The following is a 26,505-nucleotide window of genomic DNA, read 5'->3' as shown; positions in this document are numbered from 1 at the left end:
CTTGCCGAACGCTCATCCGGCTTCGCGCCGCAGCAGGTCTTGCAAGCCGCTGGCGCGCTGGGTGCGCAGCTGCACCGCCTGCGCCAGCAGCCCGGCGCGCGGCGCCACCAGCGTAAAGATCTGGCGCGCGCGGGTGATGCCGGTATAGACCAGTTCGCGCGAAAGCAAGGCGCCCGCGTGCGGCGGCAGCACCAGCGCGGTGTGCTCGAACTCCGAGCCCTGCGCCTTGTGCACCGTCATGGCGAACGCGGTTTCCACATGCGCCAGCCGCGCCACGCTGACCGAGCGCAAGCTCGGGCCATCGGCAAAAAACACGCGCAGGCCGGCGCCCCCCGCAGCCGGCAAGGCCAGGCCCACATCGCCATTGAACACGCCGGCCTCCGCGTCGTTGCGTGTGACGAGCACCGGGCGCCCGGCGTACCACTGGCCGGTGCCGCCAAGCAGCCGCGCCTCGCGCGCCGCACGTTCGATGGCGCGCGCCATCCCCTCGGCACCCCAGGGGCCTTCGCGCACCGCGCACAGCAAGCGAAAGCGCTCGAAGGCGGCGAGCACGCTGGCGGCCCAGGCAGCGTGCCCTGCCGCATCGTCCGCCACCGGCCGGCTGCCAAGCCGCAACAGGTAGTCGCGGTAGCTCGGCGCGGGCCCCTCGGCGAGCGCCAGGTCCACGGCGGCCTGGGGCTCGGCACCTTCCAACGAATGGAGGGCGCCACTGGCGTCATGGCGCAACAGCGCCGCCGCACGCGCGCCGTCCCCTGCGTGGACGGCCAGCGCCAGCGCGCCGATGGGGCCGGAAAAGCGGTGGCTCTCGCGCAGCACGACCGTGTTCGCGGCGAGCAGCGGCACCGGCACCGCCAACGCACGCAGCGCCTGGGGAATGTCCACGCCGGCTGCCGCCTGGGCGTAGCGCACCGTGCCCGCGTCGTAATGGCCCTGCTCCGCGCCCTGGCACAGGTCGCCCAGCACGGCCCCCGCTTCAACCGAGGCGAGCTGGTCTTTGTCGCCCAGGAGCACCAGGCGGGCGTGGGCGGGCAACGCGGCGAGCAGCGCAGCCATCATTTCAAGGTGCACCATGGAGGCTTCATCGACGATGAGCACGTCCACATCCAGCGGCGCCGCCGCGTGGTGGCGCAGCCGCCGCGTGCCTGGGCGGGCGCCCAGCAGCGCGTGCAGGGTACGCGCCGGACCGATGCGCGTGGCAAAGCCGGCCAGGTCCAGGGTATCGCCCGCCCGCGCCTGCAAACCCGCCAGCGCCGTCTCCAGCGATTGGCGCAAGCGCGCTGCCGCCTTGCCTGTGGGCGCGGCCAGCGCGACGCGCAGGCGCTCGGGCGTGCTGTCCACCGCCAGCAACGCGGCGAGCAGGCGGGCTGCGGTGTAGGTCTTGCCGGTGCCGGGGCCGCCCGTGACGATGGCCAGGCGCGAGCGCAAGGCGATGGCACAGGCGAGCTTCTGCCAGTCGCAGGTGCCAGCAGGCGCCGGGTCGAACAAGCGGTCGAGCCAGTGGCGCGCCAGCGCGGTGTCCACCGCGATAGGCTCGGCAGCGCGGGCACGCAACTGCTGCGCCACCGCTTGCTCGAAATGCCAGTAGCGCCGCAGGTACAGGAGCGGCGCCTCGGGCGGGCCGGCGAGCACCAGCGGGGTGCCACCGTCCGGCTGGGCACCCTGCTGCGGCGCGCGGGCGGCGTCCTGCACGCAGTGGCTGGCGCGCAGCGCCTGCATCCAGTGGGCGGGGTCGGTGGAAAGGCCGCGCAACAACGCGTCCAGCGCCTCCTGAGCCGCTGGCGGCCAGCCCGGCAAGGCAAGCGGCCGCACGCACAGCAGGTTCACCGGAAGGCAACTGTGGCCACGGCCCTCGAACTGTGCCAGCAGGGCGGCGGCCACCAACAGCTCGGGTGCAGCGTCGGGGTCGAGCCGGGCCATGAACTGTGCCAGCGCCCAGTCGAGCTGGCGCAGCCAGCCTGCGTCGGCCAGGGCGCGCAAGCCGGCAAGGGTGGCGGCGCGCGGGCCGGGCACTCCCGGAATCTGGGGCATCTCACCCATGCCCAGGTCGGTCGTGCTCATGGGTGCACCTCGCCTGCCACGGGCGTCTGGAGCAGCGCGTCGAGCGCATCCAGCAGCGCCAGCGGCGGCGCAAGCTGCACCACGCCGCTGGCCGGCCCGTCGATGCCGCGCAGGAAGTACAACAGCACGCCGCCCAGGTGCTGCTGCGGGGCATAGTGCGCGCCCAAGCGCGCGCGCAGCAGGCGGTGCAGCGCCAGCAGGTAGAGCGCAGCCTGCACGTCGTAGCGGTGCTGGGCCAGGGCCTGCTCCAGGGCGGGCAGAGCGTAGGCCTGGGCGTCCGGCCCCAGCCAGTTGGATTTGTAGTCCAGCACCCAGTAGCGCCCGCCATGCTCGAACACCAGATCGGCAAAGCCCATCAGCATGCCGTGCAGCGCACGCTCGGGCAGGGCCGGGCGTGGCAGGCCGGGCAGCAGATGCTGGCGGCACAGCGCGTCGATGCCCTGCGCCGGCAAGCGCTGGGCGGGCAGCCAGAATTCCATCTCCGGCAGGCGCGTGGCCAGCGCGGCGAGGGGCACGCCCAGCGGCGGCAAGGGGGTTGCCACGACCGCCGCCAGCCAGGTCAGCACCTCGTCTGCCACCGCGCCATAGGCAGAGCGCTCGCAGCGCCGGCGCAGGCGCGCGGCCACCGGACCATCGGGCGCGAATGCAAAGCCTTCGCCCGCGAGCCATTCGAGCTGCTCATGCAAAAAGTTGCCCACCAGCGTGCCGCGTGCAAAGCCGTGCCAGAGCGCCGGTGGCTCGGGAAACAGGTCGGCCGTACTGCCGCGCGGGCGCTTGGCCAGCGTGGCGCTGCCGGGTTCGGCGCGTTCGGCGCGTTCGGCATCGTCCGGCACCGGCGCCTCATCATCCGCCGGCATGGCGCGGTGCGTGGGCAGCAGCGCCTGCTCCGGGCCGGCGGATGGCAGGCCGCGCACCAACTGGGAAAAGCTGGCGATGCCCCAATGCCGGTCGAACCAGGCGGTGTAGTCCGTGCCCTCCTGCAAGGCGCGCACGCCGCCGCGTGGAACAAAGGCGGTGCAAGGCGCGGCGCCCTCCTCTACCGCTTCCAGGCTGATCGCTGGCTGTGCGTCCGCCAGGTCGTGCAGTTCGTTAAGCCACTCCTCGGGCGAGCGCGCCTCGCCTCCGGCCAGCACGCTGCCGGCCGCGCTGCGGTGGGTACTGGTCTTGGCCGACTTGCCTTCGCTGATGGCGGCAAAGCCCAGCCAGAGCGCGTGCCGCGCGCGGGTCAGCGCCACGTAGAACAGGCGCAGATCTTCGCGCAGGCGTTCGCACTCGGCCTGCTGCCATTGCGCATCGCTGGGCGCAAGCTGGAGCGTGCGAACGCCCGCGGCATCCGACAGCGCCACGGCGGGGTTGCGCTTTTGCTTCTTCACCGGCCGCACGGAGCAAGCAAACGGCAGGCAGACCACCGGGTATTCCAGCCCCTTGCTTTTGTGGATGGTGACGATCTGCACCAGGTCGGCATCGCTCTCCAGGCGCACGATCTGCTCGTCGGCGGCCGCGCCCGCTTGCTGCAACTGGCCGGCAAGCCAGCGCACCAGCGCCTGCTCGCCATCGAGCGTGCTGCTGGCGGTCTGCAGCAGTTCGGCGAGGTGCAGGAAGTTGGTCAGGCGCCGCTCGCCACCGGCCTCGCGCAGCCAGCGCGCGGGCAGGCCGAACTGGTGCAGCGTCTGGCGCAGCATGGGCAGCACGCCCTGCGATTGCCACAGCGCCTGCAACGCGCGCAATTGCTCGCTGCGCGCCTCCAGCGCCGCATCGTCCTGCGCCAGGCGTTCAAGCTCGGCCAGCGGCAAATCCAGCGTCGCGCTCGCCAGCGCGGTGCGCAGGCGCCGCGCATCGCGCGGCTCGGCCACGGCTTGCAGCCACCAGAGCAGGTCGCGCGCTTCGGGGCCCTTGAACACCGAGTCCTTGTCCGACAAATACACCGAGGCCAGGCCCCGGCGGCGCAGCGCACGCTGCATGGCCTGGGCTTCGGTGCCGCTGCGCACCAGCACGGCGATGTCGGCGGGGCGCAGTGGCCTGAACGGCTCGCCTTCCTCGGCAAAGCCCGCCTGCGGGTCGTTGAGCCAATCGACAATCTGCTCGGCGCAGCGTGCGGCAAAGCGCTGGCGCTGCACCGGCGCGCCCGCGGGCTCCAGGGCGTGGGCGAGCACCATCGGGGGCAATGCGCCCGCGCGTGTCACCAGGCGCTCCTTGCGCCCTTTGGCGCCCACCGGCACAAAGGGCAGCGGGTCGGCTTCCAGCGCGGCGCTCTCGCCCATGTCCCCCGCCACTTCGCCGGAGCGAAACCCAAAGGCCCCCGCGCCAGGGCGCTCCTCCGCGCGGGCAAACCAGTGGTTGACCACCTCCACCAGCACCTGGGTGGAGCGGTAGTTGGTGTCCAGCATGGCGTGCCGGCCGCGGGTGGCGCGGCGCGCGGCCAGGTAGCTGTAGATATCGGCACCACGGAAGGCATAAATCGATTGCTTGGGGTCGCCAATGAGCAGCAGCGCCGTCGCCGGGTCGTTGGCCTGCGGCTGGTACAGGCGCTCGAAGATGCGGTACTGCAGCGGCGAGGTGTCCTGGAATTCGTCAATCAGCGCCACCGGGTGCTGCGCCAGGATGCGCGCACGCAGGGCATCGCCGCGCGGCCCCGAGAGTGCGCGGTCCAGCCGCACCAGCATGTCGTGGAAGCCAAAGCTGCCGCTTTGCTGTTTGAGGTGGGCCAGGCGCTCGGCAATCCGCGCGGCAGCATGCTCGCGCAGCGCAATCTCGGGGGTGGGCAGAGCCTGCTGCGCAGCCAGCAGCGCAGGGATGGCAGAAAAGTCGGGCGGAATCTCGCTCGGCGGCGCATCGGGTTTGCGCAAGGCCAGCAGCGCTTCGCGGCACAGGCGTTCGGTGGCGGTCTTGGTGAGCGTGAGCGGCTCCACCCCGTCGGAGCGGGCCCAGTCGGCCACCGTGCGCAGCCAAGCGGTGACGGACGAGAGCTTGCGCGAGTCCCAGGCGGTCTTGCGCTCGGCAAGCTCGGTCTGCACCCACAGCGCCAGTGCGTCGGCGCGCTCGGCCCACCCGGCCTTGAGCCCGGCGACGGCTGCCGCGTGCCGTGCATCGGCGCGGGCCAGGCAATCGGTGACGCTGCCCTCGCCCGCACCGGGCGCCAGCGCCACCGTTTCCAGCGCGCGCGCATCGGCGGCCAGGGCGTCCACGTCGGGCCACACGGCCAGCACGCGCTCCAGAAGCTCGGGCGAGAGCAGGTACACCTGCTGGCGCCAGTGGTCGTGTACCGCCTGGGCGCGCAGGGTGGCTTCGTCGGCGTCGAGCTCTTCGTCAAACAGCGCGCCGCTATCGAAAGCGTGCTCACGCAGCATGCGCTGGCACCAGGCGTCGATGGTCTGCACTGCCGCGTCGTCCATGCCCTCGGCGGCCGTCGCCAGGCGCCAGGCGGCCTGCGCGCGTGCGGGGCCGGGCGCGTACGCATCGCGCAGCGCGGCCAGGTACGCATCGTCTGGCGTGGGATCGATCTCATCGCGCAGCACACGCGCTGCTTCGGCCAGCCGGGCGCGGATGCGGCCCGAGAGCTCCCGCGTGGCCGCCCGGGTGAACGTCATCACCAGAATTTCGGCCGGCGCCAGCGGCCGGGCATAGCCGGCCTCGCCGCCGTGGCCCAGCACCAGGCGCAGGTAGAGCGCGGCAATGGTCCAGGTCTTGCCCGTTCCGGCGCTCGCTTCGATGAGGCGGCTGCCGTGCAAGGGAAAATGCAGCGGGTCGAGCTTGTGGGTGGCAAGGTCGGCGGAGGGGCTCATTCGTCTTCCTCCGCGTCATCGCCATCGCCGGGCGCAAGGGTGGTGTGCGGTGTGATCTGGAGCGCCTCGGCCGCCCATCGCGCCAGCGGCGCGTGCAGCAGCAGCGCCAGGGCCTCGAAACGCCCATCGGCGGCGAGCGCCTCGAAGTCGGGGTAGAAGCGCTCCCACTCCGGGTCTTTGACTTCACCCGGCGCGCCCTGGCGCGACCCCGAGCCTTCGTACGCGGCCTGGGCGGGTCGCTCGCTCACCAGGGCCAGCGCAGTGGCGAGCGGCAAGGGCAGCGGCGCATCGGCGTGCCACTGCTGCTGCCACAGCCCCAGAACGACCGTGAGCGTCTGCTGTGCTGTTGCCTGCTCCATGGGCGGCCAGCAGACCACCGCATCACCGGCGACGAGCACCCCTTCCACCGGGGCGCCACAGGCGGCCGCCGCGAGCGTGCGCAGCCACCAGACCAGCATTTTCTCGGGCCGCGCCCGCGCCGGCCCTTTCCCCTTGGCAAGCACGCGCGAGACCGTGCGCCCCAGCAAGGCGACGCGCCCGTCGGCTGCGCGGTGCAGGGAGTCGATCCAGTCTTCCAGGGCGGCAGGCGCTGCATTTTTTAGGTCTAAATGGCCTCTAGCGCTTATTCCATATGCGTTAGCAGCTACCAAATCAGAAGCATCCAACGATTCCCACACCACCCGCAGGCGCGGCGCCGGTACGCTCCACAGCGCGCACTGCTGCTGCCAGGCCTCGGCCACGGGAAGCAGGGTGTCGAACAGCATGTGCTGGGCGCGGGCCCCCAGCGCAGCCATGGGCAGGCGGCCCGCGCGGCGCAGCCCTTCCAGGGCGTCGGCCAGCATGGCGTCCAGCGGGGCGGGGTCGCCCACCGCTGTGCGGGCGTCGAGCGCGGCCAGCGTGTCCTCGGCCATCTGGTACTGCTCCAGGCCCGCGACGGCAAAGCTCTCATCGTCGGCCACCTCTTGCTCGGGCGGCTCGAACACCACCGCCAGTCGCTCGCGCAAAAAAGCACGCGCCGGGTGGCGCAGCCAGGCGCTGAGCTGCGCGAGCGTGGCGATGTGGGGCGTAGACGCGAAGGGGGACGCCGGGCGCAGGGCCGCATCCGGCTGGCCCGGCGCAGCGGCCTCGTGCGCGGCACGCCACTCGCGCGCGTAGGTGAACCAGCGCGCGTCGCCCTCGAAATACTGGCGGCTGAAGGGCTGCAGCGGGTGCTCGGTGGTGCGCGCCTTGACGGCCTCTTCGCCCCAGCCAGCGGCCAGGTAGTCGCGCAGTTGGGACACCAGCACCGAGGGCGGCTGTTCGCTGTTGTCGCGCACGCTGCGGCCGGTCCAGCTCACCAACAGCATGCGGCGTGCCGAGAGCAGGGCTTCGAGCATGAGCTGGCGGTCGTCGCTCTGGCGCGACCGGTCGCCAGGGCGCGCCATGCCGGGCAGCGCCATCAGGTCAAAGTCGCTGCGCGGGCTGCGGCGTGGGTAGTCGCCGTCGTTCATGCCGAGCAGGCAGACCACCTCGAACGGGATGGCGCGCAGCGGCAGCAGCGTGCAAAAAGTGACGCCGCCGGCCCGAAAGCGCTGGGCGAGCTGGGGTTCATCGAGTGCCTGCATCCAGGCGGAGCGCGCGATCTCCAGCGGGATCGTGCCGGCGAAATCGCCTGCCTCGCAGGCGGCAAGCCAGTCGGAGAGCGCGGCTTCGAGCGCCTGCAGCACTTGGCGATCGGCCTCGCCCACGGGCTTGGCAAAATCGGCCATGAGCGCGCGAAAGCGTTGCGCCCACACGGTGGGATCGGTGGGCCCCTGGCAGGATTCGAGCCAATGTCTGAGCCGTGCGAGCAAGGCGGCCAGCGCGCCGGCGAGTTCGGCGTCGAGCCCGCCCACCTCGTCCCAGGCCTCGATGCCGCCAAAGCTGCCACTGCCCACGGCGTAGCCGAGCAGCATGCGCTCCAGCCCGAACCATGCCGTGTTCTGCGCGCCGCAGGCCTGCAGGCCCAGGCCTGCACGCTGCCCGGCGTCCAGGCCCCAGCGAATACCGGCGCCCGACATCCACTGCGCGAGCTGGGCCACACCGTCGGCCGCCAGGCCAAAGCGCGCCGCAATTGCCGGAACGTCGAGCAGATCGCGCAGTTCGCTCATGGCAAAACGTTGCTGGGGCACCTGCAAAAGCCAGTCAAGCGCCCCCACCAGGGGATGGCTGGCACGCGCACCCAGGTCGGCAATCCCCCAGGGGATGTAGCGCGCATCGCCCTGCGGCACCTGGCCAAACACCGCCCGCACGGCCGGGGCAAAGCGCTCGATATCGGGCACCATCACCACGATGTCGCGCGGCGCCAGTGGCTGGTGGCCCGGCGGGTGGGCGAGCAGATCGAGCAGTTGGTCGTGCAGCACCTCGACCTCCCGCAGCGCGCTGTGGGCACTGTGGAAGACGATGGAGCGGTCATCCTCCGCCAGCACTGTGGGCGGGTGCTCCGCCAGCGGCACCAGGTCGCGTATGCGCTGCTGCACCTGCAGCAGCAGCGGTGGGGTGGGGCCATCGTCCGCTTCGTCGAAATAGTCCACGCGCGCCATACCGAGGCGTGCCTGCGCAGTGGCGGTCTCGTCGAAGGCGTCGAGCTGGCGCACGAAGTCTCGCCCCTGGCGCCCCCAGGCGGCGAGCAGCGGGTGGGCGTGCGCGTGCAGGCTCTCGATGGGCAGTTGTGCCAGATCGACCCCGCCGCGCAGCGGGTGGCGCCGACGCGCCGCAGCGAGCAGCTCGCGACCGTCAATGGCGTCGGCCCAGTGAAAGCGGCAGGGGTTGGGGATGGCCATCAGCACCTGGCTGTAGCGCGACAGGTCCGCCAGGAGTTCGAGCACTGGCAGCGGCAAATGGGTCATGCCGAACAGCACCACACGGCGCGGCAGCGACGCAGCCAAGGGCTCGCCAGCGCGCAGCGCGGCCAGCGCCCGTTGGTGAATCTGCGGCCGAATGGCGGCGCGCTCCGCTTCGCCCAGGCCGCCCAGCACGGCACGCCAGAGCAAAGGCTGCCAGAGCTGCTCAGGAGGCACTGGCAGCGCAGCGCCCTGGCCGCGTACCAGCCTGTCGTGGCCCTGTGCCCAATCGCCCAGCCAGTCGGGGCGATAGACCTGGTACTGATCAAACAAATCCGCGAACCGCCCGGCGAGCTGCCACAACCGATCGGGTTCGCCAGCGCGAAGAAACCCGGCCACCGGCTCGAAGCCAGGCTGCGCAACCAAGTCAGGGAGCTGCTGCAGCAGGCGCCAGATCAGCGCCGTTTTGTCCACCGCCGAGCGCGGCGGCACCGCGGCCGGGCCCAGCACCTGGCGGTAACTGCGCCACAGAAAGCGTGCGGGCAATTCGACCTGCGCCGCCGCGCACACCCCGGCGCGCCCGGCCAGCGCCATCTTGAACCACTCGGCCACGCCGTTGCTTTGTACCAGCACGATTTCGGATTCAAGCGGCGCGAGCGGGTGCTGCGAAAGCCATTCGAGGACCGCGTCGGCCAGCCATTCGGCACGGTTACCGTGCAAGGCGATCAGGCCAGACTGGACAGGAGAGCGTGGGGCCGCAGCGGTGTCAGGCATACAGCACCGATTCTGGCCTATCAAGCAGGCGCGACAGGCGCTGCTTCATCTGAGCTAGGAATTTATAAGCCAGAAATGCAAAACGCCCACAGAAGTGGGCGTTTGCTGATTGGTTGCGCGAGAAGGATTTGAACCTCCGACCTTTGGGTTATGAGCCCAACGAGCTACCAGACTGCTCCATCGCGCGGTAAGAGGTAAATTATAGCTTATTTAGCGGCTTCTGCCGGTGCAGCAGAAGATTCTTCGCTGCGCTCGACCAATTCGACGAACGCCATGGGGGCGTTGTCGCCGACGCGGTAACCCATTTTCAGGATACGCGTGTAGCCGCCGGGGCGCGCGTTGAAACGCGGGCCCAGCACCGTGAACAGCTTGGTGACGCTGTCGCGGTCGCGCAGGCGGTCAAACGCCAGGCGGCGGTTCGCCAAAGTATCCACCTTGGCCAAGGTGATCATGGGCTCAATGACGCGGCGCAGTTCTTTCGACTTGGGCAGCGTGGTCTTGATGGCCTCGTGCTCGATGAGCGAGTTCATCATGTTGCGCAGCATCGCGAGGCGGTGCGAGCTGGTGCGGTTGAGTTTGCGAAGGCCGAGTCCGTGGCGCATGGTGCTTATCCTTAAATGTAGTTAAAACGGGCAGCCGTATCAGGTACTGCCCGGGCACGGCCCTTTCTGTGAGGGCGCGAAATTATAGCTTTAGCGCTTGTCCAGACCGGCAGGCGGCCAGTTTTCAAGCTTCATTCCCAAGGTGAGCCCACGCGAGGCAAGCACTTCCTTGATTTCGTTGAGCGACTTGCGACCCAGGTTGGGGGTCTTGAGCAGCTCGTTCTCGGTGCGCTGGATCAGATCACCGATGTAGTAAATGTTCTCTGCCTTCAGACAGTTGGCAGAACGCACGGTCAGTTCGAGCTCGTCCACCGGGCGCAGCAAAATCGGATCGAAACTTGCGTTGCTGCGTGCTCCAGAAGGCGCATTGATGGCATCCATCTCGCCACCATCGAGCTGAGCGAATACCGCGAGCTGCTCCACCAGGATGCGCGCCGAAGCCCGAACCGCATCTTCTGCCGTGACCGCACCGTTGGTTTCAATTTCGACGACCAGCTTATCGAGGTCGGTGCGCTGCTCCACGCGCGCGCTCTCGACCGTGTAGCTGACGCGCTTGATCGGCGAGAACGAAGCATCCAACACGATACGGCCAATGGACTTGGTCGCCTCATCGCCGTAGCGGCGCTGATTGCCCGGCACGTAGCCGCGACCCTTTTCAACCTTGATCTGCATGTCAAGCTTGCCGCCTTGCGACAAGTTCGCAATCACATGATCAGGGTTGACGATTTCCACGTCATGCGGCGTCTGAATGTCGCTGGCGGTGACCACGCCTTCGGCGTCCTTGCGCAGGCTCAGCGTGACCTCGTCACGGTTGTGCAGCTTGAACACCACACCTTTGAGGTTCAGCAGAATGTTGACGACATCTTCCTGGACGCCATCCACGGACGAATACTCGTGCAGCACGCCAGCGATGGTGACTTCCGTCACGGCATAACCAACCATGGAAGACAACAGAACTCGACGCAGCGCATTGCCGAGCGTGTGACCATAGCCACGCTCGAAAGGTTCGAGCGTTACTTTGGCACGGTTGTGACCAACCTGATCGACGTTGATGGTTTTTGGCTTCAGCAAATTCGTTTGCATGCAGACTTCCTCTCAATACCCCCAGCTCGTTACACCGGTAAGGCTGGTGAAGCGCCCACCCAGCGATGCCTCGCTGAGCAGGAACGATAAATTCAGATTTGCTGGCTTAGCGCGAGTACAACTCGACGATCAGCGATTCATTGATGTCGGCGCCGAACTCGTCTCGATCGGGCACTTTCTTGAACACGCCTTCGGCCTTGTCGGCATTGACATCCACCCAGGCGGGCATACCGACCTGCGCAGCCAGTTGCAGGGCTTCGACGATCCGGTTTTGCTTCTTCGATTTCTCGCGCACGGCAACCACATCGCCCACCTTGACCAAGTAGGAAGGAATGTTCACCGACTGGCCGTTCACCGTGATCGCCTTGTGCGACACCATCTGGCGTGCTTCAGCGCGCGTCGAGCCAAAACCCATACGGTATACGACGTTGTCGAGCCGGCATTCCAGCAACGACAGCAGGTTGGCGCCCGTATTGCCCTTTTTGCGCTCCGCGGCTTCGAAGTAACGGCGGAATTGCTTCTCCAAAATGCCGTACATGCGCTTGACCTTTTGCTTCTCACGCAGTTGCAGGCCATAGTCGGAGGTGCGCTGACCCGAAGTGCGACCGTGCTGGCCGGGCTTGGAATCAAACTTGGACTTGTCCGCGATCGAGCGGCGTGCGCTCTTAAGAAACAGATCGGTGCCTTCACGGCGGGAGAGTTTGGCCTTGGGGCCGAGGTAACGTGCCACTTGAATATCCTTCTGATGTCTCTACCGCAAACCATTGCGGGAGCCGCCTGCGGCGTGGATACGGGCGCAGGCGGCGGTGGGCTTGGAGTAATTTAAATACGGCGACGCTTTTGTGGACGGCAGCCGTTGTGGGGAACCGGTGTCACATCAGAAATTGAGGTGATACGGATACCGAGCGCACCCAGGGCACGCACCGAGGACTCGCGACCTGGCCCTGGGCCCTTGATCTCGACATCCAGGTTTTTGATGCCTTGCTCGATGGCAGCGCGCCCGGCCGTCTCGGATGCGACCTGTGCCGCAAACGGCGTGGACTTGCGCGAACCCTTGAAGCCTTGGCCACCCGACGAAGCCCACGACAAGGCGTTACCCTGGCGATCGGTGATCGTGATGATGGTGTTGTTGAACGAGGCATGCACGTGGGCGATACCGTCGGAGACGTTCTTGCGAACCTTCTTACGGACACGCTGTGCGGCGTTATTGGCGGGAGACTTAGCCATATGGTTCTTTCAATCTCTTTATTTCTTCAGGGCCGCGGCGCCCTTGCGCGGACCCTTGCGGGTGCGGGCATTGGTGCGTGTGCGCTGACCGCGCACCGGCAAACCGCGGCGATGGCGGAAGCCTCGGTAGCAGCCGATGTCCATCAAGCGCTTGATGTTCATCGTGGTTTCGCGACGCAGGTCACCTTCGATGGTGAACTGCGCGATCTGGTCGCGAATCTTTTCGAGATCGCCGTCCGTAAGATCCTTGATCTTCTTGGAGTAAGCGATTTCGCAAGCTTCACAGATCTTGCGTGCGCGGGTGCGACCAATGCCATAGATGGCCGTCAAGCCAATCTCTGCGTGCTGATGCGGCGGAATGTTGATGCCAGCGATACGTGCCATGTGCGTCCTCTAATACTTTCCTGTTCAACCCTGGCGCTGCTTGTGACGCAGGTCCGTGCAGATCACGCGCACCACACCCTTGCGGCGGATGATCTTGCAGTTGCGGCAAATTTTCTTGACCGAAGCCGAAACTCTCATTTCATTCTCCTAAAACCAGTCGTGGTGTGCGGCCTATGCCATAAACACCGTGTTTGCGTGCGCCATGGCGCACTGCGTTAATGCGAAACCCGAAGGCTTCATCTAATAGTGCTGCGCCTCCGTGGACTTGCAGCAAGCCTTCGTCAAGCCCCGGCCCCGCCTTTGAAATTAGCCTTCTTCAATAGCGATTCATATTGCTGGGACATCAGATAGTTCTGCACTTGTGCCATGAAATCCATCGTGACCACCACGATGATCATCAAAGAGGTGCCACCAAAATAAAACGGCACGTTGTACTTCAGGATCATGAATTCAGGCAGCAGACACACCAACGTGATGTAGATAGCCCCAGCAAGCGTCAAACGGACAAGGATTTTATCAATGTACCGCGCTGTCTGGTCGCCCGGCCGAATACCAGGAATAAACGCGCCACTCTTCTTGAGGTTGTCCGCAGTCTCTCGGCTGTTAAATACCAGCGCGGTGTAGAAAAAGCAGAAAAACACAATGGCCGTCGCATAGAGCAACACATAGATCGGCTGCCCCGGTGTCAAAGCGCCCGAAATATCTTTCAGCCAGCGCATGGAATCACCCGCGCTGAACCAGTTCACCACCGTTGCCGGCAACAAAATGATCGAAGACGCGAAGATAGGCGGGATCACGCCAGACATATTGAGCTTCAGCGGCAGGTGAGACGATTGACCGCCATACACCTTGTTGCCGACCTGTCGCCGCGCGTAATTCACAAGTATCTTGCGCTGACCACGTTCAACGAACACGACAAAATAGGTCACCAAGCAAACAACCAGAACAATGAACAATGCCGCGATGATGCTCATGGACCCGGTTCGTACCAGCTCCAAAAGACCACCAACAGCGTTGGGAAGTCCTGCTGCAATACCAGCGAAAATCAGGATGGAAATTCCATTGCCCAGGCCGCGTTCGGTGATTTGCTCGCCCAACCACATCAGGAACATGGTGCCTGCCGTCAGACTCACGACCGCAGTCATGCGAAAACCGAAACCAGGCGTCAGAACCAAGCCAGCCGAACTCTCGAGTGCAACTGCAATACCCAGGGACTGAAAAAGCGCCAGACCCAGCGTGCCATACCGCGTGTACTGCGTAATCTTGCGCTGACCGGCCGCCCCTTCCTTCTTCAACTGCTCAAACGCCGGCACCGCATAGCTCATGAGCTGCATGATGATCGACGCCGAGATGTACGGCATGATTCCCAAAGCGAACACCGTGAACCGGGACAGCGCGCCGCCCGAGAACATATTGAACAAATTGAGAATACCGCCCTGCTGGCCACTGAACAATTGTTTGAGCTGCGTAGGATCGATGCCCGGAACTGGGATATGCGCGCCGACGCGGTAGACGACCAACGCAAGCAGCAGAAACACCAACCTGCGGCGCAGGTCGCCGAATTTGCCGGTTTTGGCTATTTGAGCTGCGTTAGTTGCCACGGAAGCCTTTCGTCACCGTTTGTTCAGGCGAGACTGCCGCCTGCAGCTTCAATCGCAGCGCGCGCGCCCGCAGTGGCGCCAATACCCGTCAACTTGACAGCCGTAGCAAGTTCACCACTCTTGACGATCTTCACGACCTTGGCCATCTGGCTGACCAAACCTGCTTGCTTCAACGCCAACATATCCACTTCCGCCAGACCCAGCTGCGCCAAGGCAGCCAATGTCACTTCGGCGTTGTACTTGAGCGTTTGCGACTTGAAACCGCGCTTGGGAAGGCGACGTTGCAAAGGCATTTGACCGCCTTCGAAACCTACCTTGTGGTAACCACCGGAACGCGATTTTTGACCTTTGTGGCCGCGTCCTGCTGTTTTTCCCAGCCCGGAGCCAATGCCGCGACCGACGCGACGCTTCGCGTGCTTGGCGCCAGCGGCCGGCTTAATGCTATTGAGTTCCATCTCGAACCTCTCAGAGGACTTTGACCAGGTAACTGATCTTGTTGATCATGCCGCGCACTTCAGGACTGTCCTGGAGTTCGCTGACACTGTTGAGCTTGCGCAGGCCGAGGCCGCGCACGGTAGCGCGGTGCGACTGCTGGGTTCCAATCGGGCTGCGAACCAGCTGGATCTTCACGGTTTGTTGCGTAGACATGTGTGCGCTCCTGTCAGACGAAGAGGTCTTCGACCGACTTACCGCGCTTGGAAGCAATTTCCGAAGGCGTGGTGGAATTGGTCAGCGCATCAAACGTGGCGCGAACCATGTTGTAAGGGTTAGATGAACCATGGCTCTTGGCCACGATGTCGGTCATGCCCATCACTTCGAATACGGCACGCATCGGGCCGCCAGCAATGATGCCGGTTCCCTTGGGAGCAGGAGCCATCATCACGTGGGCTGCACCGTGGTGGCCAGTGACCTGGTGGTGGATGGTGCCGTTCTTCAGCGACACCTTGACCATGTTGCGACGCGCCTCTTCCATCGCTTTTTGCACGGCAGCCGGCACTTCCTTCGACTTGCCCTTGCCCATGCCGACGCGACCGTCGCCATCGCCTACCACGGTCAGTGCGGCGAAACCAAGAATCCGCCCACCCTTCACGACCTTGGTGACGCGATTGACCGCGATCATCTTCTCGCGCATTCCGTCGTCGCGACTGTCGTCTTGCACTCTGGGTTGAAATTTAGCCATTTTTTTATCCGTTCCGCTTAGAACTGCAGACCCGCTTCGCGGGCAGCATCGGCAAGCGCCTTGACGCGGCCATGGTACGCAAAACCTGCGCGATCAAATGCCACCTTCTCGACGCCAGCAGCCTTGGCGCGCTCCGCAATGCGCTTGCCAATGACCTCGGCTGCGGCGGCATTGCCTCCCTTGCCGGAGGCACCCAGCGCGGTGCGGACTTCTGGCTCGACAGTGGAAGCGCTCGCAAGCACCTTGCCACCATCGCTCGAAATGACTGCTGCGTAGATGTGAAGATTCGTGCGATTCACCGTGAGTCGCGCCACGCCTTGCTGGGCAATGCGGATCCGCGTCTGACGGGCTCGGCGAAGTCGCTGCTCTTTTTTGGTCAACATGGTGCAGCTCCTTACTTCTTCTTGGTTTCTTTGATCACAATGCGCTCGCCCACGTAGCGAATACCCTTGCCCTTGTAGGGCTCGGGGGGACGAATCGCACGAATCTCGGCGGCAATCTGCCCTACGCGCTGACGGTCGGCACCCTTGATCACGACCTCTGTCGGAGTCGGGGTCGCCACGGTGATGCCTTCCGGCATCTCCTTGTTGACAGGATGGGAGTAACCCACCGACAGATTCAGCTTGGAACCCGTCGCCTGCGCCTTGTATCCCACCCCCACCAGACTGAGCTTCTTTTCAAAGCCAGCACTGACACCAACGACCATGTTGTTCACCAACTGGCGCAAGGTGCCACTCATGGCATTGGCTTCGCGGCTCTCGTTCGCAGGCGCGAAGCTCAGCTTGCCGTCTTGGCTACCAACCGTAACCAGCGCGTTCTGCGCCAACGACAAGGAGCCGCCTGACCCCTTCACATTGATCAGGCCGTTCGTGATCGACACATCCACGCCAGCGGGGATGGTGACCGGCATTTTTCCTACTCGGGACATTCAGTTTCTCCTCAATGTCACGGCTTAAGCCACATAGCAAAGCACTTCACCACCGACACCGGTAGCGCGCGCTTTACGATCCGTCATCACACCCTTAGGCGTGGTAACAATGGCTACGCCGAGGCCGTTCATGACCTGCGGAATGGCATCACATCCCTTGTAAATGCGCAAACCAGGGCGACTGACGCGCTCAATGCGCTCAATCACCGGGCGACCTGCGTAGTACTTCAGGGTAATTTCAATTTGTGACTTGCCATCTTCGGTCTTGACTTCAAAACCGTCGATGTAACCCTCGTCCTTCAGGACTTGGGCAATGGCCACCTTCACTTTGGAAGATGGGACGGCGACGCTGGCTTTGGAGACCATCTGCGCATTGCGGATGCGGGTCAGCAGGTCAGCAATGGGATCACTCATGCTCATGTTGTATCTCTCCTGCCGGCTTACCAGCTGGCCTTGGTGACACCGGGGATGTCGCCTGCAAAAGCCAGTTCACGGATCTTGGCACGGGCCAGACCGAATTGACGGAACGTTCCACGCGGACGACCAGTGATCGTGCAGCGGTTACGCTGGCGCGTGGGGTTGGCATTGCGCGGAAGCTTTTGCAAGCCCAGACGCGCTGCTTCGCGCTCTCCGTCGGTCGACTTCATGTTCGAAGCCGCCGCCTTCAGTTCTGCATATTTCGCTGCGTATTTCGCAGCAAGTTTTTCGCGCTTGAGTTCGCGCTGGATCAAAGCTACTTTTGCCATACGCTGCCTCAGTTCTTGAACGGAAAACGGAAACCAGTGAGGAGCGCCTTGCACTCTTCATCGGTCTGCGCCGTGGTAGTAATGCTGATATTGAGACCGCGCAAGGCATCGACCTTGTCGTACTCGATTTCAGGGAAAATAATCTGCTCTTTCACGCCGACGTTGTAGTTGCCACGGCCGTCGAAAGCACGGCCGGAAATACCCCGGAAGTCGCGCACGCGGGGCAGCGCCACCGTCACGAAACGGTCGAGAAACTCGTACATCTTGACGCCGCGCAGCGTGACCATGCAGCCAATCGCCTGACCTTCGCGGATCTTGAAGCCAGCGATGGCCTTCCTGGCCTTGGTGACGACAGGCTTTTGCCCAGCAATCTTGGTCAGATCCGCAACAGCGCTGTCCATCACTTTTTTATCAGCAACCGCCTCACTCACACCCATATTGAGCGTGATCTTGGTCAGACGCGGAACCTGCATGGGCGAGGTGTAGCCAAACTGCTTCATCAGTTCGGGCGCCACTTTGTCGCGGTAGTGTTCTTGAAGTCGTGCCATTTCTATTTCCTCAGGCCGTCTTGATTTCGGCACCGCTCGACTTGAACACGCGAACACGCGTGCCATCTGCCTGCAGCTTGATACCTACGCGATCACCCTTGCCCGTCGCAGCATTAAAAATGGCGACATTGGACTGGTGAATGGGCATGGCCTTTTCAACGATGCCACCCGTAGAACCCTTCATAGGGTTGGGCTTGACATGCTTCTTGACCAGATTGACGCCTTCGACCACCAAATGGGAGTCGTCCGCGCGCAGCGCGACCGTGCCGCGCTTTCCCTTATCGCGCCCCGTGAGCACGACGATTTCGTCGCCCTTGCGAATCTTGTTCATCGCGTGTCCTTAGAGAACTTCAGGAGCCAGGGACACGATCTTCATGAAACGCTCGGTGCGCAATTCACGCGTGACCGGGCCGAAGATGCGGGTGCCGATCGGCTCCAGCTTTGCATTGAGCAACACCGCAGCGTTGCCATCGAATTTGACCAGCGAGCCGTCACCGCGACGAATACCCTTGGCAGTACGAACCACCACGGCACTGTAAATTTCGCCTTTTTTGACGCGCCCACGAGGAGCCGCCTCTTTGACAGCCACCTTGATGATGTCGCCCACGCTGGCGTAACGACGCCTGGATCCGCCCAGCACCTTGATGCACAAGACGGATTTCGCGCCGGTATTGTCGGCAACGTCTAACCGAGTTTCAGTCTGGATCATTTCAATATTCCCAACTTGCACCAGAAGACTACCGCTCCGAGAACACCTCGAAAGCAATTGCCTGCCAGTCAGTCTTGGGCCCGCCGTCCACGCTACAAACCATTTGCAGCGCTTCCGCTGGGCAGAGATTTCGCTAATTTCTTAGCGAAGCCTGCTATTTTCACTAAAAATTCTTCGCCCGTCAAGTAGCGCAGCGCGATTTTTCTTAGTGGGGCAGGCTGGCGTATTGTGACGCAAGCTCCCGAAAGGGCGCCAGCTGGGGGTCCAGGCCGGTTTCCTCATGGACGATCCCAGCCACACGCTCAGCCATTTCACTGGCTTGGCGGGCGTCGAGAAACAGAGCACGCCAGCGGCGGGCCAACACATCCTCCACCGTGCGTGCATACTCGTTGCGCACAGCAAAGCGCACCATCGCTTCTGTCAGATTCATGCCAAGAACCACGCCAGCGCCAGGCAGCTGGCGTATGAAGGCAGCCTCACTGCCGTAACTGTGCCAACCTGGGGCTTCGCACAGCCGATGCCGTGCGTACCCGGCTTCTGCGCCAACCAGTGGAAAATCGTTCGTGGCGCCCCCTTTTCGAGCGTCCAGCAGTTCGGAGTTGAAGCATTTTTGCAACACATCTTCGGCCATTGCGCGGTACGTGGTCCATTTGCCACCGGTAACCGTCACCAAACCGCTGCGGCTGGCGAGCACGGTGTGCTCCCGGCTGAGGCTCTTGGTGTTATCGCCATTTTCGTCCTGCGGTTTGACCAGGGGCCGCAGACCCACCCAGACACTGCGGACATCGCTTGCCTGGGGTGCGCGGCGCAGATATCGCGCGGATTCACTGAGGATAAAAGACACCTCCTCCGCGAAGGGCGTGGGCTCGCGGTCAAGGTCGTGCCGCGGGGTGTCTGTGGTTCCGAGGATGACCTTGCCCAGCCAGGGAACAGCGAAAAGCACGCGGCCGTCGGCCGTCTTGGGCACCATCAGCGCATGATCAGACGCGAGGAAATCCCGGTCTACAACCAGATGCACGCCTTGGCTTGGCGCCACCAGCGGCGACACCGCCCGTCCTGTCGCTTGGGCATCTTTCTCGCGCAAGGCATCGACCCAAACGCCTGTGGCATTCACCACGCAGCGCGTGCGCAGCGTGAACGTATGGCCCGATTCAGCATCTCGGCACACCACACCGGAGATTTTTCCACCCTCGTTCACGAGGTCCGTTGCTTCCACATAGTTGGCAACCAAGGCCCCGGTGCGGGCCGCCGTACGCGCCAACGCCAGCGCCAGCCGCGCATCGTCAAACTGGCCATCCCAGTATTTCACACTGCCCTTAAGCCCCTGCCGCCGCACGGTTGGCAGGCACTCAAGCGTGCGTGTCCGGCCAAGAAATTCGGTGGGCCCCAGCCCCGCCTTGCCGGCCAGGGCGTCGTACATCTTCAGGCCCACACCGTAAAACGGCGTCTCCCAACACTTGTAGGAAGGCATGACGAACGGCAGAGGTTGCGCAAGGTGCGGTGCGTTGTGAAGCAAGGTGGTGCGTTCATGCAAAGCCTCCCGTACCAAGGCGATATTGCCCTGAGCCAAATAGCGCACACCACCATGGACCAGTTTGGTGGCGCGTGATGAAGTGCCTTTGGCAAAGTCCAATCTCTCGATCAGCGCAATCCGAAACCCCCGCGTGGCAGCGTCCAGTGCCACCCCCAAGCCGGTAGCGCCGCCGCCGATAACCACAAGATCGTAGGTTGCAGCGCCGGCCAGACGCTCCAGCAATTCAGCGCGAAGGGTAGGCAAGGGCGAAGAATGGGAAGCCATGAGAGCCGCAGGTAGAAGGATGAATAAGGGTTAACCCTAGTCCATTGTGCTGCGGCACCACGTTTTCTGCCAGCAGTCCACGGACTTACGATCCCGCCGCCACACACCACAGGGTATGCGGCGGCTCAGGAAGCTATCAGGACGCAGCGCTCAACGCACCTTGCCATCCTTCCAGGCTTGCAGGAGCTTGTCGTAGTCAACGGTTTCACCCTTGGGCTTCTCGTTGGCCAGCTTCTTCCAGGGTGCATGCTCGTCGCTGAGCCACTTGGCCGGATCGCTCTTGGGGTTGAGCTTGGGCGCGCAGTGGGCCATGCCCGCCCGTTGCAGCCGCGCCATCACGTCGTCCATCTCCTTGGCCAGGTTGTCCATTGCCTGCTGCGGCGTCTTCTCACCCGTTACCGCCACGGCCACGTTCTTCCACCACAATTGGGCCAACTTGGGGTAGTCGGGCACGTTCGTGCCAGTGGGGGTCCATGCCACGCGGGCCGGGCTGCGATAAAACTCGATCAAGCCACCGTACCTATTGGCGTTCTTGGTGAAGTATTCGCTGCGGATATCGCTGTCGCGGATGAAGGTCAAGCCGGTGATGGATTTCTTCAGCGATACGGTCTTGCTGGTCACGAACTGCGCATACAGCCACGCGGCGGCGGCGCGGTCTGGGTTCGCAGACTTCAGAAAGGTCCAGGAGCCTACGTCCTGGTACCCATTCTGCATGCCATCTTTCCAGTACGGGCCGTGCGGGCCGGGGGCCATGCGCCATTTGGGCGAACCATCGGCGTTGACCACCGGCAGGCCGGCTTTGGTCATGTCGGCGGTAAATGCCGTGTACCAGAAGACTTGCTGCGCGATTTGGCCTTGGGCAGGCACAGGTCCCGCCTCGCCGAAGGTCATGCCGGTGGCCTCGGGCGGTGCGTACTTCTTCAGCCAGTCGATGTACTTGGTCAGGGCGTACACCGCAGCCGGGGAGTTGGTGGCGCCACCACGAGCAACTTCGGCCCCCACCGGTGTGCACTTGTCAGCAGCCACGCGAATGCCCCATTCGTCAATCGGCATGCCGTTGGGAATTCCCTTGTCGGCTTCTCCGGCCATGGACAACCACGCGTCGGTGAAACGCCAGCCCAGCGAGGGGTCTTTCTTGCCATAGTCCATGTGTCCATAAATGGGCTTGCCATCGATGGTCTTGACATCATTGGTAAAGAAGTCAGCGATGTCCTCGTAGGCGCTCCAGTTCACTGGCACGCCCAGGTCGTATCCGTATTTGGCCTTGAATTTGTCCTTCAGATCCTTGCGCGCAAACAGATCGGCACGGAACCAGTACAGATTGGCGAACTGCTGGTCAGGCAGTTGGTACAGCTTGCCGTCGGGCGCCGTGGTAAAGCTGGTGCCAATGAAATCCTTGATGTCCAGATAGGGATCGGTCAAGTCTTTCCACGGCCCGGCCATCTGGTCGGTCAGGCTCATCGCGGTGCCATAACGGTAGTGGGTGCCGATCAGGTCGGAGTCGCTGATCCAGCCGTCATAGATGGACTTGCCCGACTGCATGGAGGTTTGCAATTTCTCCACCACGTCACCTTCCTGGATGATGTCGTGCTTCACCTTGATGCCCGTGATCTCCTCGAAGGCCTTGGCCAGGGTCTTGCTCTCATATTCGTGCACGGTCAGAGTCTCCGAGACCGTGCTGATCTCGTTCACTCCCTTGGCCTTGAGCTTGGCGGCCGCATCAATGAACCACTTCATTTCCTTGAGCTGCTGGTCCTTGCTCAGCGTAGAGGGCTGAAACTCGGTGTCTATCCACTTTTTGGCTTCGGCCTCGCCAGCCCAGACCGCGTGTCCCATGGCCAGCGCCGCAGCAGCAAACGCCACTGCTTTCAATTGCACCTTCATTGCATGTCTCCTCATGTATCCCCCTTTGCGAAAAGAGCCCGGCCACGGGGGTACCAACTGGGCTCCAGGAATCTCAGCCTTTGCGCATGATGAACACGAGCAGGGCCATGGACAGCACCAGGCTGATCCACACCGAAGGTTCGGCTTCCAGCGAGAACCACTGCGCCATTTTTTCGCCCAGGCCCACCCAGAACAGGTTGACGTAGGCTGCGGTAAGCAAGCCAATGAACAGGCGATCGCCTCGCGTGGTGGCGATCGGCAAAAAACCTTTGCGCAGCACGGTGGGCGACTTGATCTCCCACACCGTCATACCCGCCAGCATCAGCGCGATGCAGACAAAAAATACCGCCACCGGCGTGGTCCAGGCCATCCACTGAAACATCGCTGTCTCCTTTATTCCTTGGGCGTCAGACGCGCCCCATTGCAAAACCCTTGGCGATGTAGTGCCGCACGAACCAGATGACGATGGCGCCTGGCACGATGGTCAACACCCCCGCAGCAGCCAAGGTCGCCCAATCCATGCCCGAAGCAGACACCGTGCGCGTCATGATGGCCACGATGGGCTTGGCATTGACGCTGGTCAGCGTGCGCGCCAAGAGCAGTTCGACCCAACTGAACATGAAGCAGAAGAACGCCGCCACGCCCACGCCGGACTTGATAAGCGGCAGAAAGATCGTGAGGAAGAAGCGTGGAAAGCTGTATCCGTCGATATAAGCCGTCTCGTCAATCTCGCGGGGAATGCCGCTCATGAAACCTTCCAGAATCCACACCGCCAGCGGTACGTTGAACAGCAGGTGGGCCAGCGCCACGGCGATATGGGTGTCCATCAGCCCGACCGTGGTGTAGAGCTGGAAGAAAGGCAACAGGAACACGGCTGGCGGCGTCATGCGATTGGTGAGCAGCCAGAAAAAGACGTGCTTGTCACCAAGAAACTGGTAGCGCGAAAACGCATACGCAGCTGGCAAGGCAACCGTGAGCGAAATCACCATGTTGATGGCGACATAGATCAGGCTGTTGATGTACCCCGAATACCAGGCCGGATCCGTGAAAATGGTGCGGTAATTGCTCCAAGTGAAATGCTGCGGGAAGAACGAGAAGCTGGACAAAATATCTTCGTTCGTCTTGAAGCTCATGCTCACCATCCAATAAATGGGAAGCAGCGCGAACACCAGGTACAGCGCGAGAAAAATGCTGCGCTTGTGAAAGCGGTTTTCATTCATGGCCAACGCCCTCCTCGCTGCTCGTGCCGACCCGTTGCATCCAGTTGTAGAGGACGAAACACAGCAGCAGGATGATGAAAAAATAGATCAGCGAGAAGGCTGCCGCCGGCCCGAGGTCAAACTGACCTACCGCCTTCTGCGTGAGGTATTGCGAAAGAAAGGTGGTGGCATTGCCCGGCCCACCCCCGGTCAGCACGAAGGGCTCGGTGTAGATCATGAAGCTGTCCATGAAGCGCAGCAGCACGGCGATCATCAGCACGCCGCGCATCTTGGGCAGTTGGATGTAGCGAAACACGGCAAACTTGCTGGCCCCGTCGATGCGGGCCGCCTGGTAATAGGCGTCGGGAATGGAGCGAAGCCCGGCAAAGCACAGCAAGGCAACCAGCGGCGTCCAGTGCCAGACATCCATCGCCAGCACCGTGAGCCAGGCCTGGGTGGCATTGCCGGTGTAGCTGTAGTTGATGCCCAAGGCATCCAACCCCGCACCCAGCAAGCCGATGTCCGAGCGTCCATAGATCTGCCAGATGGTGCCCACCACGTTCCACGGAATCAGCAAGGACAGCGCTACCGTCACCAATACGGCAGACGACTTCCAGCCCTTGGCCGGCATGGAGAGCGCCAGCGCGATGCCCAGGGGGATTTCCACCAGCAGCACCGCAAACGAGAACATCAGTTGGCGAATCAGCGCTTCGTGCAGCTCCTCGTCGCGCATCACCGAGGCAAACCAATCGGTTCCGACAAAAACACGGCGATCGGGCGAAATGATGTCCTGCACCGAATAGTTCACCACCGTCATCAGCGGAATGATGGCCGAGAAGGCCACACAGATCAGCACAGGCAGGATAAGGAACCAGGCCTTCTGGTTCACCGGCTTGGTGGTCGTACTCATTGTGTAACCTCCGTGCTGCGCACTGCGGTGCGAGCTTCGCTTGAAGCGGTCGACGCGGCGCTCATGCCAGCAACTCCTCGTTTTGATAAAAGCAGGTGTGCTCACCCAGGATCCGCAGCCAGACCGTATCGCCCGATGCGGGCAACTGCGCATCGGGGTCAAAGCGCGCGCGCAGCACCTGGCCTGCAACCTCTGCTGTCAACATCAGCGAAGTCCCCAGGTCTTGCACCCGCAGCACCTTGCAGGGCAAAGCCCCCGCCTCGCCCGGCGCGGTACGTGCCAGGTACTCGGGGCGCACACCGATCTGCAAGGCGCCAGCCGGCAAACCGCGCTCGGCAGGTGCATCGAGCCAATGGTCGACAAGCCGCAAGCGGCCTGCGACATGCTCCACAGGCAGGAAGTTCATGCCTGGCGAGCCGATGAAGTGGCCCACAAAGACATGCTGCGGGCGCTCGAACAAGGCATCGGCCGCCCCCACCTGCACGGCGCGGCCGCGCGTCATCACCACCACCTGGTCGGCAAAGGTCAGCGCCTCGACCTGGTCGTGCGTGACGTAAATCAGCGTGAGCTTGAGTTCGTGGTGGATCTGCTTGAGCTTGCGCCGCAGCTGCCACTTGAGGTGCGGGTCGATCACCGTGAGCGGCTCGTCGAACAGCACCGCCGCCACGTCCGGCCGCACCAGGCCGCGACCCAACGATATCTTTTGCTTGGCATCGGCCGCCAGCCCGGCGGCACGCTGGTCGAGCTGGCCGCTCAGCTCCAGCATTTCGGCAATCACGCCGACGCGCTCGCGTATCTGCGCCTCGGGCACCTTGCGGTTGCGCAGCGGGAAGGCCAGGTTCTGGGCCACCGTCATGGTGTCGTAGATCACCGGGAACTGGAACACCTGGGCAATGTTGCGTTCCTGCGGGCTGGCATGCGTGACGTCGCGCCCGTCAAATTGCACGCCGCCGTGAGACGGCACCAGCAGACCCGACATGATGTTGAGCATGGTGGTCTTGCCACAGCCCGAGGGGCCCAGCAGCGCGTAGGCGCCGCCATCGGCGAACTCCATCTTCAGCGGCAGCAGCGCGTAGTCGCCATCCGCCGTCGGGTTGGGCTTGTACGAATGCGCCAGGTCCAGCGTGATGCGTGCCATCTCAAACTCCTCTCTGCCGACGCGGCGCGCAGAGCAAGGCTTCGTCCGCACCGAACACGTACAGTTGGTCGGCCTGCACATGCAGCGTGACCGGCGCACCCAAATCAAAGTAGTGCACGCCGGGCACCTGCGCCACCAGGTTGCCCATGGGCGAAGAGGCGTGTACATAGGTGTCGGAGCCGGAGATTTCCGCCAGCTCCACCGTCCCGCGCATGGTCAGATCACCCGGACGCTCTTGCAGCCTCAAGGAGCTGGCGCGCACCCCGACCGTGTAGTGCGACTGCGCACCAAGCACCGCTGAGTCCATAGTGGCCAATTCAGGGCCGGACTCAATCGCCAGACCCGATGCAGAACGCCGCGCCGCCAGCAGGTTCATAGGCGGGTCGCTGAAGGCACGCGCCACACTCAGCGACGCCGGCGCATGAAACACCTGTGCGGTGGGGCCGTATTGCAGCAATCGGCCCTCGGCCAGCACGGCCGTATAGCCTCCCAGCAGCAAGGCCTCGGCGGGTTCGGTGGTGGCGTACACCACGGTGGAATCGCCTGCGGCGAACAGCTGCGTCAATTCCTCGCGCAGCTCCTCGCGCAGCTTGTAGTCCAGGTTGACCAGGGGTTCGTCGAGCAGCATCAGCGGCGCGCCCTTGGCCAGCGCTCTGGCCAGCGCCACGCGCTGCTGCTGGCCGCCTGAGAGTTCGGCGGGCAGGCGGTCCAGGAACATCTCGATGTGCAGGCGGCTGGCCAGGTCGTGCACGCGCCCCTCGATATGGGGCTCGCGCCGCAGCTTGAGCGGCGAGGCTATGTTCTGCGCCACCGTCATCGAGGGGTAGTTGATGAACTGCTGGTACACCATGGCGACATTGCGCTCGCGCACCGCGGTGCCAGTGACATCGACACCATCCACCAGCACCCGGCCGGCGGTCGGGGTGTCGAGCCCGGCCATGATGCGCATCAGGCTCGTCTTGCCGGCCTGCGTAGCCCCGAGGAGCACGGTCACCGCGCCGCTGTGCAGGGCCAGGTCCATGGGGTACAGCCATGTCTGCGGCCCCACCTTCTTTTCAATGGCTTGCAGCGCCAACTCCATTACAGCTCCCAGAAACGCAAGACACTTGCGCAGCGCCACGGCGTTGCGGCCACAGACAAAGAAAACGCGCTT

27 protein-coding genes and 1 tRNA gene are annotated in these 26,505 nt (G+C 63.7%); all 28 read right to left on the bottom strand.

Annotated elements, in window-relative coordinates; translation table 11 throughout:
• Positions 1-12: 12 nt before the first annotated feature.
• On the bottom strand, positions 13-2,058 hold the full coding sequence (gene recD, locus AC07ZH_RS00550; RefSeq protein ID WP_495198100.1) for an exodeoxyribonuclease V subunit alpha: 2,046 nt from the start codon (positions 2,056-2,058) through the stop codon (positions 13-15).
• Complete coding sequence (gene recB, locus AC07ZH_RS00545; protein ID WP_495198099.1) at positions 2,055-5,840, bottom strand: exodeoxyribonuclease V subunit beta; 3,786 nt, start codon at positions 5,838-5,840, stop codon at positions 2,055-2,057. Before recB ends, recD begins: the two co-directional genes overlap by 4 nt.
• Entirely contained in the window at positions 5,837-9,415 is a 3,579-nt protein-coding gene (gene recC / locus AC07ZH_RS00540; protein WP_495198098.1) for an exodeoxyribonuclease V subunit gamma, read from the bottom strand. Before recC ends, recB begins: the two co-directional genes overlap by 4 nt.
• A 110-nt stretch (positions 9,416-9,525) precedes the next feature.
• Positions 9,526-9,602: transfer RNA gene (locus AC07ZH_RS00535), tRNA-Met, on the bottom strand.
• A 19-nt stretch (positions 9,603-9,621) separates the two neighbouring features.
• Positions 9,622-10,017 carry a 50S ribosomal protein L17 gene (gene rplQ / locus AC07ZH_RS00530; protein ID WP_119109342.1) on the bottom strand — a complete coding sequence of 132 codons (396 nt, stop codon included), beginning with the start codon at positions 10,015-10,017 and terminating at the stop codon, positions 9,622-9,624.
• A gap of 90 nt (positions 10,018-10,107) precedes the next feature.
• On the bottom strand, positions 10,108-11,100 hold the full coding sequence (locus AC07ZH_RS00525) for a DNA-directed RNA polymerase subunit alpha (RefSeq protein ID WP_119109343.1): 993 nt from the start codon (positions 11,098-11,100) through the stop codon (positions 10,108-10,110).
• A gap of 106 nt (positions 11,101-11,206) precedes the next feature.
• Positions 11,207-11,830 (bottom strand): 30S ribosomal protein S4, encoded by a 624-nt coding sequence (gene rpsD / locus AC07ZH_RS00520; RefSeq protein WP_119109344.1) that lies wholly within the window; start codon positions 11,828-11,830, stop codon positions 11,207-11,209.
• Positions 11,831-11,922: 92 nt separating this feature from the next.
• Entirely contained in the window at positions 11,923-12,327 is a 405-nt protein-coding gene (rpsK, locus tag AC07ZH_RS00515) for a 30S ribosomal protein S11 (protein ID WP_119109345.1), read from the bottom strand.
• A gap of 18 nt (positions 12,328-12,345) precedes the next feature.
• Complete coding sequence (gene rpsM, locus AC07ZH_RS00510) at positions 12,346-12,711, bottom strand: 30S ribosomal protein S13 (protein WP_119109346.1); 366 nt, start codon at positions 12,709-12,711, stop codon at positions 12,346-12,348.
• 24 nt (positions 12,712-12,735) lie between these two features.
• Complete coding sequence (gene rpmJ / locus AC07ZH_RS00505) at positions 12,736-12,849, bottom strand: 50S ribosomal protein L36 (protein ID WP_005793651.1); 114 nt, start codon at positions 12,847-12,849, stop codon at positions 12,736-12,738.
• 143 nt (positions 12,850-12,992) lie between these two features.
• A complete protein-coding gene (gene secY, locus AC07ZH_RS00500; RefSeq protein ID WP_119109347.1) occupies positions 12,993-14,312 on the bottom strand; it encodes a preprotein translocase subunit SecY in 1,320 nt (439 codons plus the stop codon).
• A 23-nt stretch (positions 14,313-14,335) separates the two neighbouring features.
• Positions 14,336-14,767, bottom strand: coding sequence for a 50S ribosomal protein L15 (gene rplO / locus AC07ZH_RS00495; RefSeq protein ID WP_495198097.1), 432 nt, complete (start codon positions 14,765-14,767; stop codon positions 14,336-14,338).
• 10 nt (positions 14,768-14,777) lie between these two features.
• On the bottom strand, positions 14,778-14,960 hold the full coding sequence (gene rpmD / locus AC07ZH_RS00490) for a 50S ribosomal protein L30 (RefSeq protein ID WP_119109349.1): 183 nt from the start codon (positions 14,958-14,960) through the stop codon (positions 14,778-14,780).
• A gap of 13 nt (positions 14,961-14,973) precedes the next feature.
• The gene (gene rpsE / locus AC07ZH_RS00485) at positions 14,974-15,492 is read right to left on the bottom strand and encodes a 30S ribosomal protein S5 (protein ID WP_495198096.1); all 519 of its coding nucleotides are present in this window, start codon (positions 15,490-15,492) and stop codon (positions 14,974-14,976) included.
• A 17-nt stretch (positions 15,493-15,509) separates the two neighbouring features.
• The gene (gene rplR / locus AC07ZH_RS00480) at positions 15,510-15,875 is read right to left on the bottom strand and encodes a 50S ribosomal protein L18 (RefSeq protein ID WP_119109351.1); all 366 of its coding nucleotides are present in this window, start codon (positions 15,873-15,875) and stop codon (positions 15,510-15,512) included.
• Positions 15,876-15,886: 11 nt separating this feature from the next.
• Complete coding sequence (rplF, locus tag AC07ZH_RS00475) at positions 15,887-16,420, bottom strand: 50S ribosomal protein L6 (RefSeq protein ID WP_119109352.1); 534 nt, start codon at positions 16,418-16,420, stop codon at positions 15,887-15,889.
• Between the two features lie 24 nt (positions 16,421-16,444).
• The gene (gene rpsH / locus AC07ZH_RS00470; RefSeq protein WP_119109353.1) at positions 16,445-16,840 is read right to left on the bottom strand and encodes a 30S ribosomal protein S8; all 396 of its coding nucleotides are present in this window, start codon (positions 16,838-16,840) and stop codon (positions 16,445-16,447) included.
• Positions 16,841-16,860: 20 nt separating this feature from the next.
• Positions 16,861-17,166, bottom strand: a complete 306-nt coding sequence (gene rpsN, locus AC07ZH_RS00465) for a 30S ribosomal protein S14 (RefSeq protein ID WP_495198095.1) — start codon at positions 17,164-17,166, stop codon at positions 16,861-16,863.
• Between the two features lie 8 nt (positions 17,167-17,174).
• Positions 17,175-17,714 carry a 50S ribosomal protein L5 gene (rplE, locus tag AC07ZH_RS00460; protein ID WP_119109355.1) on the bottom strand — a complete coding sequence of 180 codons (540 nt, stop codon included), beginning with the start codon at positions 17,712-17,714 and terminating at the stop codon, positions 17,175-17,177.
• Between the two features lie 10 nt (positions 17,715-17,724).
• Positions 17,725-18,045: a 50S ribosomal protein L24 gene (gene rplX / locus AC07ZH_RS00455; RefSeq protein WP_119109356.1), complete on the bottom strand. Its 321-nt coding sequence runs from the start codon at positions 18,043-18,045 to the stop codon at positions 17,725-17,727.
• A gap of 9 nt (positions 18,046-18,054) precedes the next feature.
• A complete protein-coding gene (gene rplN, locus AC07ZH_RS00450; protein ID WP_119109357.1) occupies positions 18,055-18,423 on the bottom strand; it encodes a 50S ribosomal protein L14 in 369 nt (122 codons plus the stop codon).
• Positions 18,424-18,628: 205 nt separating this feature from the next.
• Positions 18,629-20,221, bottom strand: coding sequence for a glycerol-3-phosphate dehydrogenase/oxidase (locus AC07ZH_RS00445; RefSeq protein WP_495198094.1), 1,593 nt, complete (start codon positions 20,219-20,221; stop codon positions 18,629-18,631).
• Between the two features lie 150 nt (positions 20,222-20,371).
• Positions 20,372-22,105 (bottom strand): ABC transporter substrate-binding protein, encoded by a 1,734-nt coding sequence (locus tag AC07ZH_RS00440; RefSeq protein WP_495198093.1) that lies wholly within the window; start codon positions 22,103-22,105, stop codon positions 20,372-20,374.
• 73 nt (positions 22,106-22,178) lie between these two features.
• Positions 22,179-22,487 (bottom strand): DUF2160 domain-containing protein, encoded by a 309-nt coding sequence (locus AC07ZH_RS00435; protein WP_495198092.1) that lies wholly within the window; start codon positions 22,485-22,487, stop codon positions 22,179-22,181.
• A 25-nt stretch (positions 22,488-22,512) separates the two neighbouring features.
• Positions 22,513-23,325 (bottom strand): carbohydrate ABC transporter permease, encoded by an 813-nt coding sequence (locus AC07ZH_RS00430; RefSeq protein WP_495198091.1) that lies wholly within the window; start codon positions 23,323-23,325, stop codon positions 22,513-22,515.
• Positions 23,318-24,214, bottom strand: coding sequence for a carbohydrate ABC transporter permease (locus tag AC07ZH_RS00425; RefSeq protein ID WP_119109362.1), 897 nt, complete (start codon positions 24,212-24,214; stop codon positions 23,318-23,320). Before AC07ZH_RS00425 ends, AC07ZH_RS00430 begins: the two co-directional genes overlap by 8 nt.
• Positions 24,215-24,275: 61 nt before the next feature.
• The gene (locus AC07ZH_RS00420) at positions 24,276-25,352 is read right to left on the bottom strand and encodes an ABC transporter ATP-binding protein (RefSeq protein ID WP_495198090.1); all 1,077 of its coding nucleotides are present in this window, start codon (positions 25,350-25,352) and stop codon (positions 24,276-24,278) included.
• A 1-nt stretch (position 25,353) separates the two neighbouring features.
• On the bottom strand, positions 25,354-26,433 hold the full coding sequence (locus AC07ZH_RS00415) for an ABC transporter ATP-binding protein (protein ID WP_495198089.1): 1,080 nt from the start codon (positions 26,431-26,433) through the stop codon (positions 25,354-25,356).
• Between the last annotated feature and the right edge of the window lie 72 nt (positions 26,434-26,505).

The sequence above is a fragment of the Simplicispira sp. GW247-4R2A genome, assembly GCF_059424465.1.
Note: the sequence above shows the minus strand (reverse complement) of the source record. Positions and strands in the feature narration are given on the sequence as shown.